General features: G+C 29.6%; 17 protein-coding genes. 8 read left to right on the plus strand and 9 right to left on the minus strand.

Annotated elements, in window-relative coordinates; genetic code table 11:
• Positions 1-37 precede the first annotated feature (37 nt).
• From Q0684_RS06085 to lipA, 5 genes are all read left to right on the plus strand, one after another.
• Positions 38-241: a membrane or secreted protein gene (locus Q0684_RS06085; protein WP_299013796.1), complete on the plus strand. Its 204-nt coding sequence runs from the start codon at positions 38-40 to the stop codon at positions 239-241.
• A gap of 13 nt (positions 242-254) precedes the next feature.
• Positions 255-1,358, plus strand: a complete 1,104-nt coding sequence (locus Q0684_RS06090) for a glycosyltransferase (protein WP_299013799.1) — start codon at positions 255-257, stop codon at positions 1,356-1,358.
• Positions 1,349-1,921: a sigma-70 family RNA polymerase sigma factor gene (locus Q0684_RS06095; protein WP_299013803.1), complete on the plus strand. Its 573-nt coding sequence runs from the start codon at positions 1,349-1,351 to the stop codon at positions 1,919-1,921. Before Q0684_RS06090 ends, Q0684_RS06095 begins: the two co-directional genes overlap by 10 nt.
• Before the next feature lie 14 nt (positions 1,922-1,935).
• Positions 1,936-3,165 carry a divalent metal cation transporter gene (locus Q0684_RS06100; RefSeq protein ID WP_299013806.1) on the plus strand — a complete coding sequence of 410 codons (1,230 nt, stop codon included), beginning with the start codon at positions 1,936-1,938 and terminating at the stop codon, positions 3,163-3,165.
• Positions 3,166-3,401: 236 nt separating this feature from the next.
• Positions 3,402-4,277: a lipoyl synthase gene (lipA, locus tag Q0684_RS06105; RefSeq protein ID WP_299013809.1), complete on the plus strand. Its 876-nt coding sequence runs from the start codon at positions 3,402-3,404 to the stop codon at positions 4,275-4,277.
• Between the two features lie 298 nt (positions 4,278-4,575).
• Here lipA and Q0684_RS06110 read toward each other — a convergent pair whose 3' ends face one another.
• Both Q0684_RS06110 and Q0684_RS06115 read right to left on the minus strand, forming a co-directional pair.
• Positions 4,576-5,946, minus strand: a complete 1,371-nt coding sequence (locus Q0684_RS06110; RefSeq protein WP_299013812.1) for a pyridoxal-phosphate dependent enzyme — start codon at positions 5,944-5,946, stop codon at positions 4,576-4,578.
• Positions 5,947-6,317: 371 nt separating this feature from the next.
• Positions 6,318-7,280 (minus strand): sodium-dependent bicarbonate transport family permease, encoded by a 963-nt coding sequence (locus Q0684_RS06115; RefSeq protein WP_299013814.1) that lies wholly within the window; start codon positions 7,278-7,280, stop codon positions 6,318-6,320.
• Positions 7,281-7,396: 116 nt separating this feature from the next.
• Between Q0684_RS06115 and Q0684_RS06120 the strand changes: the two genes are divergently transcribed.
• Positions 7,397-8,320, plus strand: a complete 924-nt coding sequence (locus tag Q0684_RS06120) for a LysR family transcriptional regulator (protein ID WP_299013817.1) — start codon at positions 7,397-7,399, stop codon at positions 8,318-8,320.
• 4 nt (positions 8,321-8,324) lie between these two features.
• Here Q0684_RS06120 and Q0684_RS06125 read toward each other — a convergent pair whose 3' ends face one another.
• A complete protein-coding gene (locus Q0684_RS06125) occupies positions 8,325-9,560 on the minus strand; it encodes an FtsX-like permease family protein (protein WP_299013820.1) in 1,236 nt (411 codons plus the stop codon).
• Between the two features lie 4 nt (positions 9,561-9,564).
• On the opposite strand from Q0684_RS06125, the gene Q0684_RS06130 reads away from it, so the two are divergent.
• The gene (locus Q0684_RS06130) at positions 9,565-10,848 is read left to right on the plus strand and encodes a DUF1343 domain-containing protein (protein WP_299013826.1); all 1,284 of its coding nucleotides are present in this window, start codon (positions 9,565-9,567) and stop codon (positions 10,846-10,848) included.
• Positions 10,849-10,910: 62 nt separating this feature from the next.
• Here the strand turns inward: Q0684_RS06130 and Q0684_RS06135 are convergent, their stop codons facing one another.
• The 6 genes from Q0684_RS06135 to Q0684_RS06160 form a co-directional block, all read right to left on the minus strand.
• On the minus strand, positions 10,911-11,747 hold the full coding sequence (locus Q0684_RS06135) for a sterol desaturase family protein (protein WP_299013829.1): 837 nt from the start codon (positions 11,745-11,747) through the stop codon (positions 10,911-10,913).
• 74 nt (positions 11,748-11,821) lie between these two features.
• Positions 11,822-12,343, minus strand: a complete 522-nt coding sequence (locus Q0684_RS06140) for a YkgJ family cysteine cluster protein (protein ID WP_299013831.1) — start codon at positions 12,341-12,343, stop codon at positions 11,822-11,824.
• A 184-nt stretch (positions 12,344-12,527) separates the two neighbouring features.
• The gene (locus Q0684_RS06145) at positions 12,528-13,214 is read right to left on the minus strand and encodes a hypothetical protein (protein WP_299013834.1); all 687 of its coding nucleotides are present in this window, start codon (positions 13,212-13,214) and stop codon (positions 12,528-12,530) included.
• Positions 13,215-13,580: a GntR family transcriptional regulator gene (locus Q0684_RS06150; protein ID WP_299013852.1), complete on the minus strand. Its 366-nt coding sequence runs from the start codon at positions 13,578-13,580 to the stop codon at positions 13,215-13,217.
• 2 nt (positions 13,581-13,582) lie between these two features.
• A complete protein-coding gene (locus Q0684_RS06155; RefSeq protein ID WP_299013853.1) occupies positions 13,583-14,464 on the minus strand; it encodes a hypothetical protein in 882 nt (293 codons plus the stop codon).
• Positions 14,465-15,286: an ABC transporter ATP-binding protein gene (locus Q0684_RS06160; RefSeq protein ID WP_299013855.1), complete on the minus strand. Its 822-nt coding sequence runs from the start codon at positions 15,284-15,286 to the stop codon at positions 14,465-14,467. It lies immediately after the preceding gene.
• Between the two features lie 155 nt (positions 15,287-15,441).
• On the opposite strand from Q0684_RS06160, the gene argS reads away from it, so the two are divergent.
• The gene (gene argS, locus Q0684_RS06165) at positions 15,442-17,217 is read left to right on the plus strand and encodes an arginine--tRNA ligase (RefSeq protein WP_299013857.1); all 1,776 of its coding nucleotides are present in this window, start codon (positions 15,442-15,444) and stop codon (positions 17,215-17,217) included.
• Positions 17,218-17,437: the final 220 nt, after the last annotated feature.

Genomic DNA, 17,437 nt, shown 5'->3' on the forward strand with positions numbered 1-17,437 from the left:
ACTTAGAAATTGTATCTTTGTGCTAGAATTATTAATTATGAAATTATTACTACTTACTTTAGGTTTATTAGGTTTAGGTGTTGCAGGAATTGCAATAAAACTTTGGGCAAAAAAAGACGGTAAATTTGCCGGTACTTGTGCAAGTCAGAACCCAATGTTAAATAAAGATGGAGAAAATTGTGGTTTTTGTGGTAAAACACCAGAAGAATACGCTACTTGCTCAGAGCCACAACATAATTAATAGTTTTTCTTAAATGATTTTATCTGTACTTTTCTACAGTTTTGTAGTAGTTGCAGGCGTTCAAATAATTTATTACCTTACTTTTACTTCTTTTTTATTTTCTAATAAAAAAGAAAAAAAGGAACACCTAGAGCTACCTATCTCTGTAATTATTTGTGCCAAAAATGAAGCAAATAATCTTAAAAAATTTATTCCATCTATACTTAATCAGCACTACAACAATTATGAAATTGTTTTAATTAACGACGCCTCTTCTGATAATACTGCATCAGTAATGCAAGGTTTTAAGAATAGCCACCCAAAGATTAAACTTATAAATGTTGAAAATACAGAAGCCTTTTGGGGAAATAAAAAATATGCGCTTACTTTAGGTATTAAAACGGCATCTTATGAGCATTTGTTGTTTACAGATGCAGATTGTAAACCTGTTTCTAAATATTGGATTTCAGAGATGAGTGCTAAATTTTCTGACAAAAAATCCATTATTTTAGGCTATGGAAAATATAAAAAAGCCAAAGGCTGGGTTAACCTTTTTGTGAGATACGAAACCTTATTAACTGCTGTGCAATACTTTAGTTATGCAAAATTAGGAAATCCTTACATGGGTGTTGGCAGAAATTTAGCCTATACAAAAACCGATTTTTTTAAAGTAAAAGGTTTTATAAATCACATTAAAATAAAATCTGGTGATGATGATTTATTTATACAAGATGCAGCTAACAAAGAAAATACAACTATTTGCTTGCACGAAAATAGTTTTACAGAATCCTTAGCACCAAAATCTTTTACAGATTGGTTTCAGCAAAAAAGAAGGCATATTTCTACAGCACCACATTATAAAACCGAACACAAGCTATTACTTGGCTTATTTTTTAGCAGTAAAGCGTTGTTTATAATATTAGCTATTTTATTGTTTTTTCTCTGTTCTTGGCAAATAATTTTACCACTAGTAATTGTATATTACTTAATACAGTTTTTAGTAATAGGTTTTGCTGCAAAAAAGCTAAAAGAAACTCAAATTATTTACTTTTTACCATTTTTAGAAATTGGTTTAATATTCTTTCATTTTAGTATCTTTAGCATTAATTTGACTTCAAAGCCCAATCATTGGAAATAGACAAAAAAAAGTTACAAGAAAACATTGTAAAAGCTAAAAACGGTAATCAAGTTGCGTTTCGTTTTTTACTGAACTCTTTTTGGGGAACTGTTTATGGCTATCAGCTTAAAAGAACTGGAAGTGAAAATGAAACAGAAGATATTACCATACAAACATTTTCTAAGGCTTTTGATAAAATAAATACTTTTGACGAAAAATACGCTTTTAAAACTTGGTTAATTGCCATTTCTAAAAATGTACATATTGATTTGTTACGTAAAAAAAAGAGTTCCATTGCTTTTGAGACAAGCAAAGAACAAGAGGAAAAAGTACTATTAATACCTGACGAAAACCCAACACCTGAAGACAAAATAATTAGAGAACAAAACTTAGCAAAATTGCTAAGAGATATTAAAAAACTAAAACCAAAGTACCAAGAAGTTATTCAATTGCGTTATTTTCAAGAGTTAAGCTATAAAGAAATTGCAGAAGAAATTAATGAACCTATGAATAATGTTAAAGTAAAATTACTTCGTGCTAAAAAATTACTTTCAGAAATTATTAAAAAAAACGATAAGCACTAACCCAACTTGTTATAATGAAAAAATCCATACTCCAATCTTTAGGTCCAGGTTTATTATTTGCTGGAGCAGCAATTGGCGTATCTCATTTGGTACAATCTACAAAAGCAGGTGCAGAGTTTGGTTTTGGTTTATTGTGGGCGTTACTTTTAGTCCATATTTTTAAATATCCTTTTTTTCAATTTGGGCCACGTTATGCAACTGCTACTGGCGAAACTTTATTAGACGGTTATAAAAAACTAGGTAAAAGTGTTTTAATAGTATATTATGTTCTAAATTTTGCTACCATGTTTACCATACAAGCTGCTGTTACCATTGTTACTGCAGGTTTGGCAACACAACTTTTTGGTGCTTTTGGTAGTGCAAATAATTTAGTTATTTGGGCTACAATTTTAATGTTTGTAAGCTTAATGTTCTTAGTAATTGGTAAATACAAATTACTAGATAATGTAATGAAATACATTATTGTTATTTTAACTATTAGCACAATTATAGCTGTTTTAGTGGCATTATTTAGTAACAAACAAGCTTTTGATGTTACTCAAATAATACCTTCTGGCACGGTAGAAATCACCTTTTTAATAGCCTTTTTAGGTTGGATGCCAGCTCCTTTAGATGTTTCTATTTGGCACTCTATTTGGTCTGTAGAAAAAGACAAAACAACAATAGTTAAAACAAAAACCAAAGACGCTATTACAGATTTTAATATTGGTTATATTGGAGCCTTATTTTTGGGCATTTGTTTTGTGCTTTTAGGTGCTTTAGTAATGTATAAATCTGGCGAATCTTTTTCTAATAAAGGTACCGTCTTTGCACAACAACTTATAAACCTTTATACAAAAAACCTGGGGGAATTTTCGTCTATATTTATTGCTATAGCAGCATTTACCACTATGTTTAGCACTACAATAACTACTTTAGATGCTTCCCCTAGAACAATGAATAGAACAACAAAGCTACTATTTCATAAAAAGCTAAAATTTGGTTATTGGTTTTGGATTGTTTTTCTATTTCTAGGAACTTTTGTTATTTTAAATTTCTTTTTAGCAGATATGGGTTTACTCGTAAAAATAGCAACTATTTTATCTTTTTTAACTGCACCTTTTTACGCTATTTTAAATTTTGTTTTAATTACAGGCAAACATACACCTAAAGAATATCAACCAAATATCTACTTAAAAATTTTAAGCATTGTTGGCATTCTTTTTTTATTAGGATTTAGTGTTTGGTTTTTATTGAATTTGTAAAATATATAATATTTACGAAAAAATTAGCTGTGATTTCAAAAATAAAATACTCAAAAAGCAACAAAGAGAAAAAAATGGAAAAATATTAAAAATTTTTATTGCTTTTATTTTCTTTATCATTTTTAAAACTATTTTTTCTGATTGGGAACATTTTAAAGCAGGACTCTTTGGTACTTTTTAACATGTATATTAAACTTTCCTTTGTATCTTTGTAAGTATAAAAATTAAAGAGCAATATGGCTGTAGAATCTGTAATACTACCAGAAAGACCTAAAAAACCAAAATGGCTTCGTGTAAAACTACCCGTTGGTAAAAAATACACAGAACTTAGAGGTTTAGTAGATAAATACAAACTAAATACCATTTGTACTAGTGGTAGTTGTCCAAACATGGGCGAATGTTGGGGAGAAGGAACTGCTACCTTTATGATTTTAGGGAATATTTGTACACGTTCTTGTGGCTTTTGTGGTGTAAAAACGGGAAGACCAGACACTGTAGAATGGGATGAACCTGAAAAAGTAGCTCGTTCTATTAAAATAATGGGCATTAAACATGCTGTTATAACTTCTGTAGATAGAGACGATTTAAAAGATGGTGGCTCTATTATTTGGGCAGAAACTGTAGATGCAATTCGTAGAGCAAACCCTAAAACTACACTAGAAACTTTAATTCCAGATTTTCAAGGAAATACAAAGCAAATAGACAGAATTATAGAAGTGCATCCAGAAGTTGTTTCTCATAATATGGAAACTGTAAGAAGGTTAACCAGAGAAGTACGTATTCAAGCAAAATACGATAGAAGTTTGGGTGTTTTAAAATATCTAAAGGAAAACGGAATGCGAACCAAAACTGGTTTAATGTTAGGTTTAGGTGAAAAAGAAGAGGAAGTTATACAAACCATGAAAGATTTACGTGCAGTAAATTGCGATATAATTACCATTGGGCAATATTTACAACCTACCAAAATGCATTTACCTGTAAAGGAATTTATAACTCCAGATCAATTTAAAAAATATGAAACCTTAGGACTAGAAATGGGCTTTATGTTTGTAGAAAGTGGTGCTTTAGTGCGTTCTTCTTACAAGGCACATAAACATGCACAAGATTTATAAAAGGCCTCTCTTAATCTCTCCAAAGGAGAGAAATACTCTTGAATTATAGGGAACTCTTCCAAAAAAATTCACGCTGTAAGCGTATATTAAATAAATAAAAACGATTCTCAAAAGAGAATCGTTTTTATTTATGTACACTTTGGCACGCAGTTTGTATTTGAATAAACGAAAGCAACCTAGTAAACTGTTTTCATTGTGTAAATTATTTGAATTAGTTAGTTAAAAAAACCATCTCGAAAGAGATGGTTTTTTATTTAACAACAAATAATCGCTGTTTATCTTTAATATTACTTGTAAATTAAATAGCACTAATTATATCATACTTTGTAATAATTTGGTGGTTCCCATCTTCTAAATCTACTAAAACTGCCTGATTTTCTATGCTTATCAATTTAGAAATTTCTTCTAATTTAGCTGTTTTGGAAACTACAGGATATGGTTTGCCCATAATATCTTTAATAGGTTTATCTGCAATATGCTTATCATTCATAAAATGATGAATTAACACAGATTCATCTAAAGAACCTACAAAACCATTTACATCTTTTACTGGCAATTGAGATATTTTTAAACTTTTCATGCGTTCTATTGCATGCGAAACCAATTCTTCGGTTTGTACAGCCAATAAAGGTTTATCACTATGGTTTTCTACCAAATCTGCTGCTGTTTTAATATCTTCTTCTACAAAACCTCTATCACGCATCCAATCGTTATTAAACATTTTACCAACATACCTACTTCCATGATCGTGAAATAAAACCACCACAACATCATCTTTTGTAAAGTGTTCTTTTAATTGCAACAAACCTTTTACAGCAGCTCCAGCAGAATTTCCTAAAAACATACCTTCCTCTTTTGCCAAACGTTGTGTGTAAATGGCAGCATCTTTATCGGTTACTTTTGTAAAACCATCTATTACTCCAAAATTTACATTTTTTGGTAAAATGTCTTCTCCAATTCCCTCTGTTATGTAAGGATAAATTTCATTTTCATCAAAAATACCAGTTTCGTGGTATTTTTTAAAAACAGAACCATAGGTATCAATTCCCCAAACTTTTATGGTTTTACCTTCTTGTTTGGCTTTCATTTTTAAGTAACTTCCAACGCCAGAAATGGTTCCTCCTGTGCCTACTCCAACTACAAAATGCGTAACTTTTCCTTCTGTTTGTTCCCAAATTTCTGGTCCTGTACTTAAAAAATGCGCTTTACAATTACTAGGGTTGTCATACTGATTTACATACCAAGAATTTGGTGTTTCTTCTCCCAAACGTTTAGAAACCGAGTAATAAGAACGTGCATCATCTGGCTCTACATTTGTTGGGCAAACCACTACTTCTGCACCAACTGCACGTAAAATATCTATTTTTTCTTTAGACTGCTTGTCTGCCATTACAAAAATACATTTGTAGCCTTTTACAATAGCTGCCAAAGCCAATCCCATTCCTGTGTTTCCAGAAGTTCCTTCTATAATTGTGCCACCAGGTTTTAAACGGCCATCTGCTTCTGCATCTTCTATCATTTGCAACGCCATTCTATCTTTTACAGAGTTTCCTGGGTTAAAAGTTTCGTATTTAGACAAAACCAAACATGGCAATTCTTTAGTTAAAGTGTTTAATTTTACCATTGGTGTGTTGCCAATAGTTTCTAATATATTTTCTGCGTAATTCATTTCTTTAAATTCTATTACAAATATAAATTATTTTTTGGGCGTTCCCACGCAGAAAAAGCGTGGTCGTGCTTTCCATTATATCTTTTTATTAATATTGCTTTTTTAAACTATAGTTTTGCTACCAAAAAGCGAATTGTTTTTAAAGATACAAAATGAAATTGGCAATAAAAAGGATGCCATTGCAATCACTAACGCAGAAAGTCTAACAGCTAATGGTTTTGCCTAAAGTTACTAGAATTTCTGCGTTAGCGATTGAACGGTCTGTCTGAGCTCTCCCGCTTTTTTTTGCGGGAAGCGAGTGTATTTCGACTTGGCTCAATATAAACTCAAGCGCGCCCAAGCTTTTTCTGCTTGAGAACGCCCAAAATATTTTAGAAAGATTCTATAATCATTAAATACAAAGGCATCCCTAAAGTAATATTAAACGGAAAAGTAATTGCCAACGCCATTGGTATATATAAACCTGGGTTTGCTTTTGGTGCAGCTAGTTTCATAGCAGCTGGCACTGCAATGTAAGAAGCACTTGCCGCAAGTATTGCCATTAATAATCTATTCCCCACTTCCTCCATAAACAAGCCACTAATAATAGCTACCAAACAACCATTTATTAACGGAATTATAATAGCAAAAGAGAGTGTAAACCAACCTTTTTTAATTAATGCTTTTAATTTACCACCACTAGTTATTCCCATATCTAATAAGAAAACTGCTAAAAACCCTTTAAAAATATCTGTGGTAAAGGGTTTAATACCTGCTGCTTGTAAATCGTTTGTAAAATACCCAACAAATAAACTACCAATAATTAACACTACAGAACCATTGGTTAAAGAATGATGAATAACCTTACTAAAAGACATTTTATCTTTTTTGTTTTTATTATTTATAGCAATTAATAAAACACCTACAATAATAGACGGAGCTTCCATCAAGGCCATAACTGCAACCATATGCCCACCAAAAGGTATATTAGAAAGTTCTAAAAAAGAGATAGTTGTTACAAAAGTAACAGCACTTACAGAACCATAGGCTGATGCAATTGCCCCAGAATTTTCTACACTTAATTTTATGCGTAAAATAAAGTAACAATAAATAGGTACTACTAAAGCTAATAAGATTCCAAAAAATAGAGAACCAATAATTTCTGATGTAATTTCACTATGCGCCAATTCTTGACCACCTTTAAAACCAATGGCCAATAAAAGGTATAAAGAAATAAATTTAGAGGAGTTTTCTGGAATTTTTAAATCGCTTTTTAAGTTTACGGCAATTAAACCTAAAAAGAAGAATAATAAAGCTGGGTTTGTTAAATTGTCTACTAAATAATGTAAATCCATGTGTTAATTTTTGGAAAATAGATGTAATTAATTTGTTTTAAAATTTTTGACAAAGAAATACCTATTATTTTATATATTTTTATTTATATTTATTATGTAGTACATTAAATTTATTTATGAATTATACTTTACATCAATTAGAAATTTTTAGAAAAATAGCAGAAGTTAAAAGCGTTACTAAAGCCTCTGAACAGCTCTTTTTAACACAACCCGCAGTTTCTATTCAGTTAAAAAACTTTCAAGACCAGTTTAATTTACCTTTGTTTGAAGTAGTTGGCAGAAAATTATACATTACAGAATTTGGTGAGGAAATTTCTGAGACTGCCGCAAAAATTTTAGAGCAGGTAGATGCTATTAATTACAAATCGGCATTTTTTGAAGGTGAATTGGCAGGTAAACTAAAAATAGCTATTGTTTCTACAGCAAAATATGTAATGCCCTTTTTTTTAGCAGATTTTATTCAGCAAAATGAGAGCGTAGATCTAACTATGGATGTTACCAATAAAATGTCTGTAATTAGAAGTTTAGAAAACAACCAATGTGATTTTGCAATGGTTTCTACCATTCCTAAAAAACTAAAAACACACAATATAGAGTTAATGAAAAACAAGCTTTATTTTGTTGCTAATAAAGATTTTAAAACATCTAAAAATAGTTTGGCAATTAAAAACCTAAACGAAAATATATTTATATTTAGAGAGCAAGGTTCTGCTACGCGTTTGGCTATGGAACGTTTTTTAGTAAAACACAAAGTAAAAATTAAAAAGAAAATGGAACTTACTTCTAATGAGGCTTTAAAACAAGCTGTTATTGCAGGTTTAGGTATTTCTATTATGCCCATTATTGGTATTAAAAACGAATTACAAACAGGTGAATTGCAAATATTAGATATTAAAACCTTACCCTTAGAAACCAATTGGAATTTAATCTGGTTAAAAACCAAAAATCTATCTACAGTGGCAAAAGCATTTAAAAATCATATAGAAAAAGAGAAACAAAGCTTAACCGAAAAACATTTTTCTTGGGTTTTAAAAGAATAAACTGCTACGCAAATTTTATAGATTTTGCCGGATTTATTTTAGTGATTATGTAAGAAGGGATAATCAACATTAAAAAACAAAGCACTAAAGTACCAATATTTAATGCTAAAATTGCCCAAACAGAAATATGTACTGGCATTACAGAGACATAATAAGTTTCTGGATTTAAGGTAATAATTTCAAAAAAATACTGAATCGCAATAATTGACAAACCAATAATATTTCCCCAGAAAAGTCCTTTTAAAATTAAATATGACGCATTGTATAAAAATACTTTTCTAATGCTAGAATTATTACTCCCCAAGGCTTTTAAAATGCCAATCATTTGCACGCGTTCTAAAATTAACACAAGTAATGCAGTTATCATGTTAATACCAGCAATTAAAATCATTATTGCAATTATAAACCAAACGTTATTGTCAAATAATTTGATCCAATCAAAAACAGTTGGGTATAAATCTAGAATAGATTTTGCATTTAAAGTTGCTCCAATTTCACCATAAATCTCCTCTCCTTTTGCTTTAATATCATCAAAATCATCTAAAACTACCTCAAAACCACCAACTTGATTTTCTGTCCATTTATTTAATTTTTGCACTTCTCTAATATCACCAATCATCATATTTTTATCAAACTGCGCAAAACCAGAGTTGTAAATACCAACAATTGTATATTTTCTGGTAGATGGTAATTTACTGTTTGTAGTTTTTAAAAATGTAGCATTTATGGTATCGTTTAATTTTAATTGTAAACGATTGGCAATAGTTTCAGAAAGCAAAATACCTTTTGTTCTAGGTAAACTAAAATCTGGCAACTTCCCCTTAATAATATATTCTTTAAACAAAGACCAATCATAATCTGTAGAAACACCTTTAAAAACAATACCTTCAAAATTAGTTTTAGTTCTTAAAATACCACCTTTATTGGCATAAATTTGTACGTTTTTAACGCCAGAAATATTTTTAAATTCCGGATAAAAATCTTGTGTTTTACTTATAGGAGTTGTAGAAACGTCTGAGTTATTATTATCGTAATTTAAAATTTGCACATGCCCTTTAAAAGCGGCCATTTTATCACGAATTTTTAATTGCGAACCACTAGCAGTTGCCACAGCAATTAGCATAATAATTATACCCAAAGTAATTGCTGTAGTTGCAATTTTTATTATTGGTGAGGATATGCTACTTTTATACTTTTTGCCAGCAATAATGCGTTTGGCTATAAATAACTCGTAATTCAAATTAATGATAAAATTTATTCACATCAAAAGTACATATTTATTCTTATTTCTTTTGTTCAATTTTCAGTTGATTTCTTGTGCAAAACGAGTTAAAAGTTCTGAATTAAAAGTGCTGCGTCTAAAAAAAGATAGCATTATAATAACAGGTGCAGCAAAAACTGATTTGTATTTGAATTTATTGAAAGGTAAAAACGTAGCTGTGGTTGCCAATCAAACTTCTGTAATTTATAAGAAAAGAGATTCTGTTTTTTGGGTAGATCCAGAAACAAATGAAAAAGGATTAGAAAAAGTCTCTTATCCAAATATACATTTGGTTGACAGTTTATTATCTTTAAATATATCTGTAGAAAAAGTGTTTTCTCCAGAACATGGTTTTAGAGGAAAAGCAGATGCTGCAGAATTGGTAAAAGATGGTTTTGATACTAAAACTGGTTTGCCCATAATTTCTTTATATGGCAAAAACAAAAAGCCAACAAAAGAACAATTAAAAGGAATTGATATTGTAGTTTTTGATATTCAAGATGTTGGTGTGCGTTTTTACACTTATATTTCTACTTTACATTTTGTAATGGAAGCTTGTGCAGAAAACGGAATTTCTGTTATTCTATTGGACAGACCTAACCCAAATGGACATTATGTTGATGGCCCAACTTTAGAAATGAAACATAGCAGTTTTGTGGGTAAACATCCTGTACCTGTGGTTTACGGAATGACAATTGGCGAATATGGACAAATGATAAATGGAGAAAAATGGCTTAAAAACGGAATTCAATGTGATTTAAAAGTGATTCCTTTAGAAAATTATACGCATAATTCTAAATATCATTTACCTATAAGACCTTCACCTAATTTACCCAATGACAAAAGTATAAACCTATACCCTAGCCTTGGTTTTTTTGAAGGAACTACTATAAATGCAGGACGTGGAACAGAATTTCAGTTTCAAAAATATGGTGCTCCATTTTTTGCTAAAAGTGATTTTAGTTATACTCCAAAAGCAAATTTTGGCGCTAAATACCCAAAACATCAAAACAAATTATGTTATGGTGTAAATTTAATTGAAACGCCACATTTATCTAAAATTGATATCTCTTTTTTAATTGATGCTTATCAAAAAACACCAAAAACAGAAAAATTCTTCGGTGTTACTTTTACCATTCATACAGGAAACACAACTTTACAAAAACAAATAGAGCAAGGTTTATCTGCAGAAGAAATTAGAAAAAGTTGGGAAAAAGATTTGGAAAGTTTTAAGAAAATTAGAGAAAAATATTTGATCTATAAATAAGTTTTACATTCTTAGAAAGAAAGTGATTTGTCATTCCTACGGAAGGAGGAATAATAGAAAAATCAAACTTCCTCTAAACCAGTTGGTTTTTTATATCCTTGGAAAGGTTGCTTTAACAATTCTTTTAAAGTAGAATTTTTTTCTTCATCTGGAAAAGTATCTACACCATACATAATTTTTTCTCTGTCTAATTCCATGTAAGTGCCAAAAATTCTATCCCAAATAGAAAAAATATTACCATAATTAGAATCTGTGTAAGGCAGTTTGTAATGATGATGAACTTTGTGCATGTCTGGAGAAATAATAAAATAACTTAATATTTTATCTACTTTTGGCGAAATTCTAATATTTGCATGCGTAAACTGTGTAAATATTAAAGACAAAGATTGATACATAAAAACAATTGCAATTGGTGTGCCCACCACAAAAACACCTAATAAAGTAAAAGCAAAACGAATAATACTTTCTATTGGGTGATGCCTATTTGCTGTTGTTGTATCTACTTTATGGTCTGAATGATGCACCAAATGTACCATCCATAATTTTGGGATTTTGTGCTCTACATAATGCGCCAAATATGCACCAAAAAAATCTAATAAAAGCAGGCCTAAAATTACATATAACCAAAGTGGCATTTCTGGCAACCAATTAATGAAACCAAAATTATTGGCTTGCACCCAATCTGCAGTTTTTAATAATAAAAACGCTAAAGTAAAATTTATAATAATTGTAGTTAGGGTAAAAAATAGATTTGGCCCAGCATGTTTCCACTTTTTATAATCAAACTTAAATAACGGAATTGCACCTTCTAAAAACCAAAAAAAAGTAATTCCTCCAACTAAAATAAGACTTCTATGTGAAGAAGGAATCGTCTCGAAATAATTAAATATGGTTTCCATAAAATAAATTTTTACTAAAATAGTAAAAATTTAATAAGACGCTAAAGAAACATATATTGCTGATTTTAAAAATACTATCTTCTTATTTTTTTACGAGATTCCATAGGAATACGTTGTTTTAAAGCTTCTATAATATTGTAAGTTGCAGGACAAACAAAGGTGTTTTGCACGGTTAAATCTGTAAGCTGAATAAATTTTCTACGATCTGTATGTGGATATTCTGCACAAGCTTTTGGCCTAACATCATAAATAAAACAAGTATTGTCTGTTTCATCTAAAAAAGAACAAGGTGCTGTTTTTAAAACTAAAAAATCATCTGAATCTAGTTCTATATATTGATTTTTAAAATCAACTACCTTCATTTTTAAATGTTTGGCAATACGCTCAATATCTTTTTCTGTAAAAATTGGCGAAGTTGTTTTACAGCAATTTCCACAGGCCAAACAGTCTGTTTTTTTAAATTCTTCTGTATGCAATTCTTGCATTACATAATCTAAGTTTTTAGGTGTTCTTCGCTTTAGATTCGAAAAATATTTCAAATTTTCTTTCTTAGCGTCTTGTGCTTTCTTCGGAAGTTCTTGTAACTGTTTTTCCATGGTGCAAAATTACAATATTTAAAATGAAAAAAAGTTTAACTAAAAAATGATTGAAAACATTTAAACTGACTGTATTAATGTAAATACAGTCAATAAACTGACTCAAATAATGTTAATTGGGTCAGTTGGCTTTTAAATGCTTTAATAATTTAGTCTAAAAAAGGGATATTAAATTTATATTGTTTTAATTTATTAAATTATAAATACTTAAACTATCTGTTTGAATCGTTAAATTCTTAGGTTTTGGCATCCAAAGTTTCGATTTATCTTTCAAATTAATATCTACGTTATTCAAATGAGCATTATCTCTTGTATATGTTTTCTTTTTAGTTTGATTATTTATTGTAATTACTCTAACATTTTTATTTAATCTAACGTAAGATTGTTTTTGTGCCGATAAAGAAAAAGATTTTATAGAATCTGCTTTTATAGAACCCGTTAATTTACTTTTTGTTAGATTTATACGTAAACTATCTGAATAAAAGCCTTTTAAATCAATTTTTGAGTTCTCTAAACCAATTATCGTTTTCACTTTTTCTGCAGAAATATATATACTATAATCCTGATTAGTTTCTTTTACGAAAAGTGTATCGTTTCTCACTGAAAAATTGTTTAAACTAAAGTCTTCAGGTATTATTTTATTATTCTTAGCAGAACAACTAACCATATTAAATTTATTCTTATACAGACTAATTTTTGCGTTTTCATTAACAACAATTACAGAAAATAAGGGTAGTTTTTTTTGTTGGTAAGTATATTTAGGTTTTTCATACAATTTTTCTTTGTGATTTTTCGCATTTATAAACAACGTTAATGTTGCACCAAAAATAAATACCAACATAATAAGGTGTATGTATCTAGACGTTTTCATTTAATTATTTTTTTGTATTTCTTGTATTAAGTTTTGTAAATCTGTGGTGTTTAATTTTAAGAGTTTTACTTTCTGAATTAACAAAGGCAAATCGTTCTCAAAAAAGTGTTCTTTTTCATTGGCTCTTATTTTTTCAATAGCAATTTCAGATACAAAATAGCCAACACCACGTTTGTTTTCAAAAATTCCTTCATCTTGTAAATACGCATAACTGCGCATAACTGTGTTTCTGTTTACTTCTAAAGCAACTGCCAAATCTCTAACAGACAATACACGCTCATTTGGCTTTAAAGTACCTGCCAATATTTTGTTGCACAAATTATCTGCTATTTGTAAATAAATTCCTCTGTTTGATTTAAATTCCATAATTAAACCTCCCTTTCTTTTAAGTTAAAATAAGCCAATGGTAAAAGCAATAAACTGAAGCCAGAAAAAAGTGTTAGAAGGTAAAAATCTTTATTTGAAAAATCTTTGGATAAATCATAAGTCATACATTTTATTTGAAAAAAATCATTTTCTCCATGTGTATAAAATAAATGAGAAAAACCTACCAAAAGTAAAAAGACAGTAAATGCAAGTATGGCAAACGTAAAAATAGTTTTAAAAAGTGCATATTTTTTGTAAAAACTTGCTCCCGCAAAAGAAAATATTGCTACAAATAAAAATATGGTAATAAACATGAAATATTCAAAATAATCTACCTCAAAAATGTAAGGATATTTTTGATAAATAAACAGAGGATCTAAAATATCATAGTTTTTAATGGTGTTAGAAAGCGGTTCAAAAAACTCAAAAAACAAATAAGCGCTTTTAAAAATCAACCAAAACAGCACAAAATAGAGCAAGGTAAAAGCCACTATTCTCAATAAAAATTGAACTAAATATTTTTCTAAATTAGAAACTGGTAAAAGCAAATAAGTAGCACTATTTTTGCTGTTTCTTAAAGCAGAAAACGCAGTACCACCGCTAATTAATAAACCAATTAACAAACAAACCATAAATACAGGTAGATAGTCTTTTTTAAAAAAGCTAATATTTACATTGTATTCCTTTGAAGCAAAAGGTACCACTTGATATTTTGATTTATCATAAAAGTCAAATAAATTAAATAAATTAAATAAATCAACAACAAACAATACAATACACAAACCAATTAAGGTAAAAAGATAGGTTTTGCCGTTTAAAACCAAATCGTATTTTAAATATTGATAAAATCTTTGGACACTAAAATATTTTTTTAAGTTCATCATTTATAAATTTATTTCTGCTTTATTCGCAATCGCATTAAACAATAATTCGATATCAATTTCAGTTTCCTCATTGCCTGCAACAGGTACAATTACTTTGTAGCCAAAAGGATTTTTCTCGTAATATTTTACATTTTCTAAATTGGCAATAGAACTTACCGTTTGAAACTGATATTTTTCTGTGATTTTAAAGATTTCTTGTTCAAAAACTATTTTACCATCTGCAATTTGTACAATTTTATCAATTACATTTTCTACATCTTTTACCTGATGTGTAGAAATAATTACAGTTTGATTTTCAGCTACAGATTCTATTAAAACTTTTCTAAATATTTTTTTGGAAGGAATATCTAATCCGTTTGTTGGTTCATCTAACAACAACAATTTACAATTGGTAGACAGTGCAAAAGCGATAATGAACTTTTTTTGTTGTCCATGAGAAATTTTCTGTAATTTCTGATTTTCAGTCAACTGAAAATCGGTTAACAATTTCTGCATCTTCTCAAAATCGAAATTTTTATACAAAGCACCATAAATATTTAAGTAAGTTTTTATGGTAAGTGCTGGTAAAAATGGCGTATCGTCTACCAAAAAAATATCCGATAAAAAATCGGGTTCACGCTTTATAGGTTTTGCGTTGTTAACTAAAATATTTCCTTGTTTTACATTGAGTAAACCCGAAATAATTTTTAATAAAGTTGATTTTCCTGCACCATTTTCGCCCAATAAACCTATAATATTTCCCGATTCTTGGGTAAAATTAAAGTCTTTAAACAAAAACTTTTTTTTGGTGTAACCAAAAGATATATTTTCAATTGCAATCATAAATAATGTATTAGTGTACTATTTAACTATGACACAAAGATAGGGTTTGTTTTTAATTTTACAAGAAAAACAAAATAAACTTTTTGAAACATGCTAAAAACTACCCATTTAAATAAATAAAAATGTTAGTTTTGCATCTCAATTTTCAAGAACCAATGAACATTCAAAATACTATAGAAACCAAAGTAAAAGAAGGGTTTTTAGCATTATATAATATTGAAATTCCGTCTGTAGAATTTCAAGCCACTAGAAAAGAATTTGAAGGAGACATAACTGTTGTTGTTTTTCCTTTATTGCGTTACAAAAAAGGAAATCCTGTACAAATAGGTGAAGATTTAGGGCAATATTTAGTAGAAAATGTTACAGAAATTACCAATTTTAATGTGGTAAAAGGATTTTTAAACTTGGTTATAGAAGACAGTTTTTACACTAACTTTTTCAACAGTATTTACACAGATGCCGTGTTTGGTTTTAATTCGCCAAAGGCGGATGAGAAAGCGGTTTTGGTAGAATATTCCTCACCTAACACCAACAAACCTTTGCATTTAGGCCATGTTAGAAATAATTTGTTGGGCTATTCTGTTGCAGAAATTATAAAAGCATCAGGTAAAAAAGTGTACAAAACACAGATTATAAATGATAGAGGAATCCACATTTGTAAATCGATGTTGGCTTGGGAAAAGTTTGGAAATGGAGAAACACCTGAATCTACTGGTTTAAAAGGAGATAAATTGGTTGGGAATTATTATGTAAAGTTCGACCAAGAATATAAAAAAGAAATTAGCGACTTAGTTGCCCAAGGTAAAACTGAAGATGAGGCTAAAAAAGAAGCGCCTTTATTTTTAGAAGCACAACAAATGCTTTTAAAATGGGAAGCTGGAGATGCAGCAGTAGTAAAACTTTGGAAAACCATGAATGCTTGGGTTTACGCTGGTTTTGATGTAACTTACAAAAACTTAGGCGTAGATTTTGACAATCTATATTACGAAAGCAATACCTATTTATTAGGAAAAGACATTATAGACGAAGGTTTAGAATCTGGTGTTTTCTACAAAAAAGAAGACGGTTCTGTTTGGTGCGATTTAACTGAAGATGGTTTAGATGAAAAACTAGTTTTACGTTCTGATGGAACTGCAGTGTATATGACACAAGATATTGGTACAGCCATACAAAGAGCCAAAGATTTACCAGATGTTGGTGGAATGGTGTATACAGTTGGTAATGAGCAAGATTATCACTTTAAAGTATTGTTTTTAATCTTGAAAAAATTAGGATATTCTTGGGCAGAAAGCTTGTTTCATTTAAGTTATGGAATGGTAGATTTACCTTCTGGAAAAATGAAATCTAGAGAGGGAACTGTAGTTGATGCTGATGATTTAATGGTAGAAATGGCAACTACTGCCAAAGAAATTTCTGAAGAATTAGGCAAATTAGATGGCTATTCTGAAGAGGAAAAGGAAGAATTGTACAAAACGATTGGTTTGGGTGCTTTAAAATATTTTATTTTAAAAGTAGATCCTAAAAAGAGAATTTTATTCGACCCAAAAAGTTCTGTAGATTTTCAAGGAAATACTGGGCCTTTTATTCAATATACATACGCAAGAATACAATCTATAATTAGAAAAGCAGATTTTGACTATTCAAATCCTGTTACTAGAGATTTACATGAAAAGGAAAAGGAATTGTTGAAACAATTGGAGCTATTTCCTGAAACCATTCAGCAAGCAGCGGCTAATTATTCGCCAGCAGTTATTGCCAATTATACGTATGATTTGGTAAAGGAGTTTAATTCTTTTTATCAGAATGTGTCTATTTTGGGTGAAGAAGATTTAGATAAAAAAATATTTAGAGTGCAATTGGCTAAAAAAGTAGCTGATGTTATAAAACAAGCGTTTTTGTTGTTGGGAATTGATGTTCCTGAGCGAATGTAAATCCCATCCTAACCTTCCCAAAGGGAAGGGACTTTTACTCTGCTGTTAGTTATGTGGAATTGGTTTTGTATTGTTCTGAATATTAGGAATAAATAAAATAAAAATTGAAATCTGCTTTTTGTAAAAACAGAAAGTTCGTAAATTTGCGTGCGTTAGGGATTGAACGGTCTGTTTGAGCTCTTTTTTATTCTTTTTCTGAATAAAAAAAGCGAGTAGTGAA

The organism is uncultured Polaribacter sp., assembly GCF_947503875.1.
GTDB lineage: Bacteria > Bacteroidota > Bacteroidia > Flavobacteriales > Flavobacteriaceae > Polaribacter.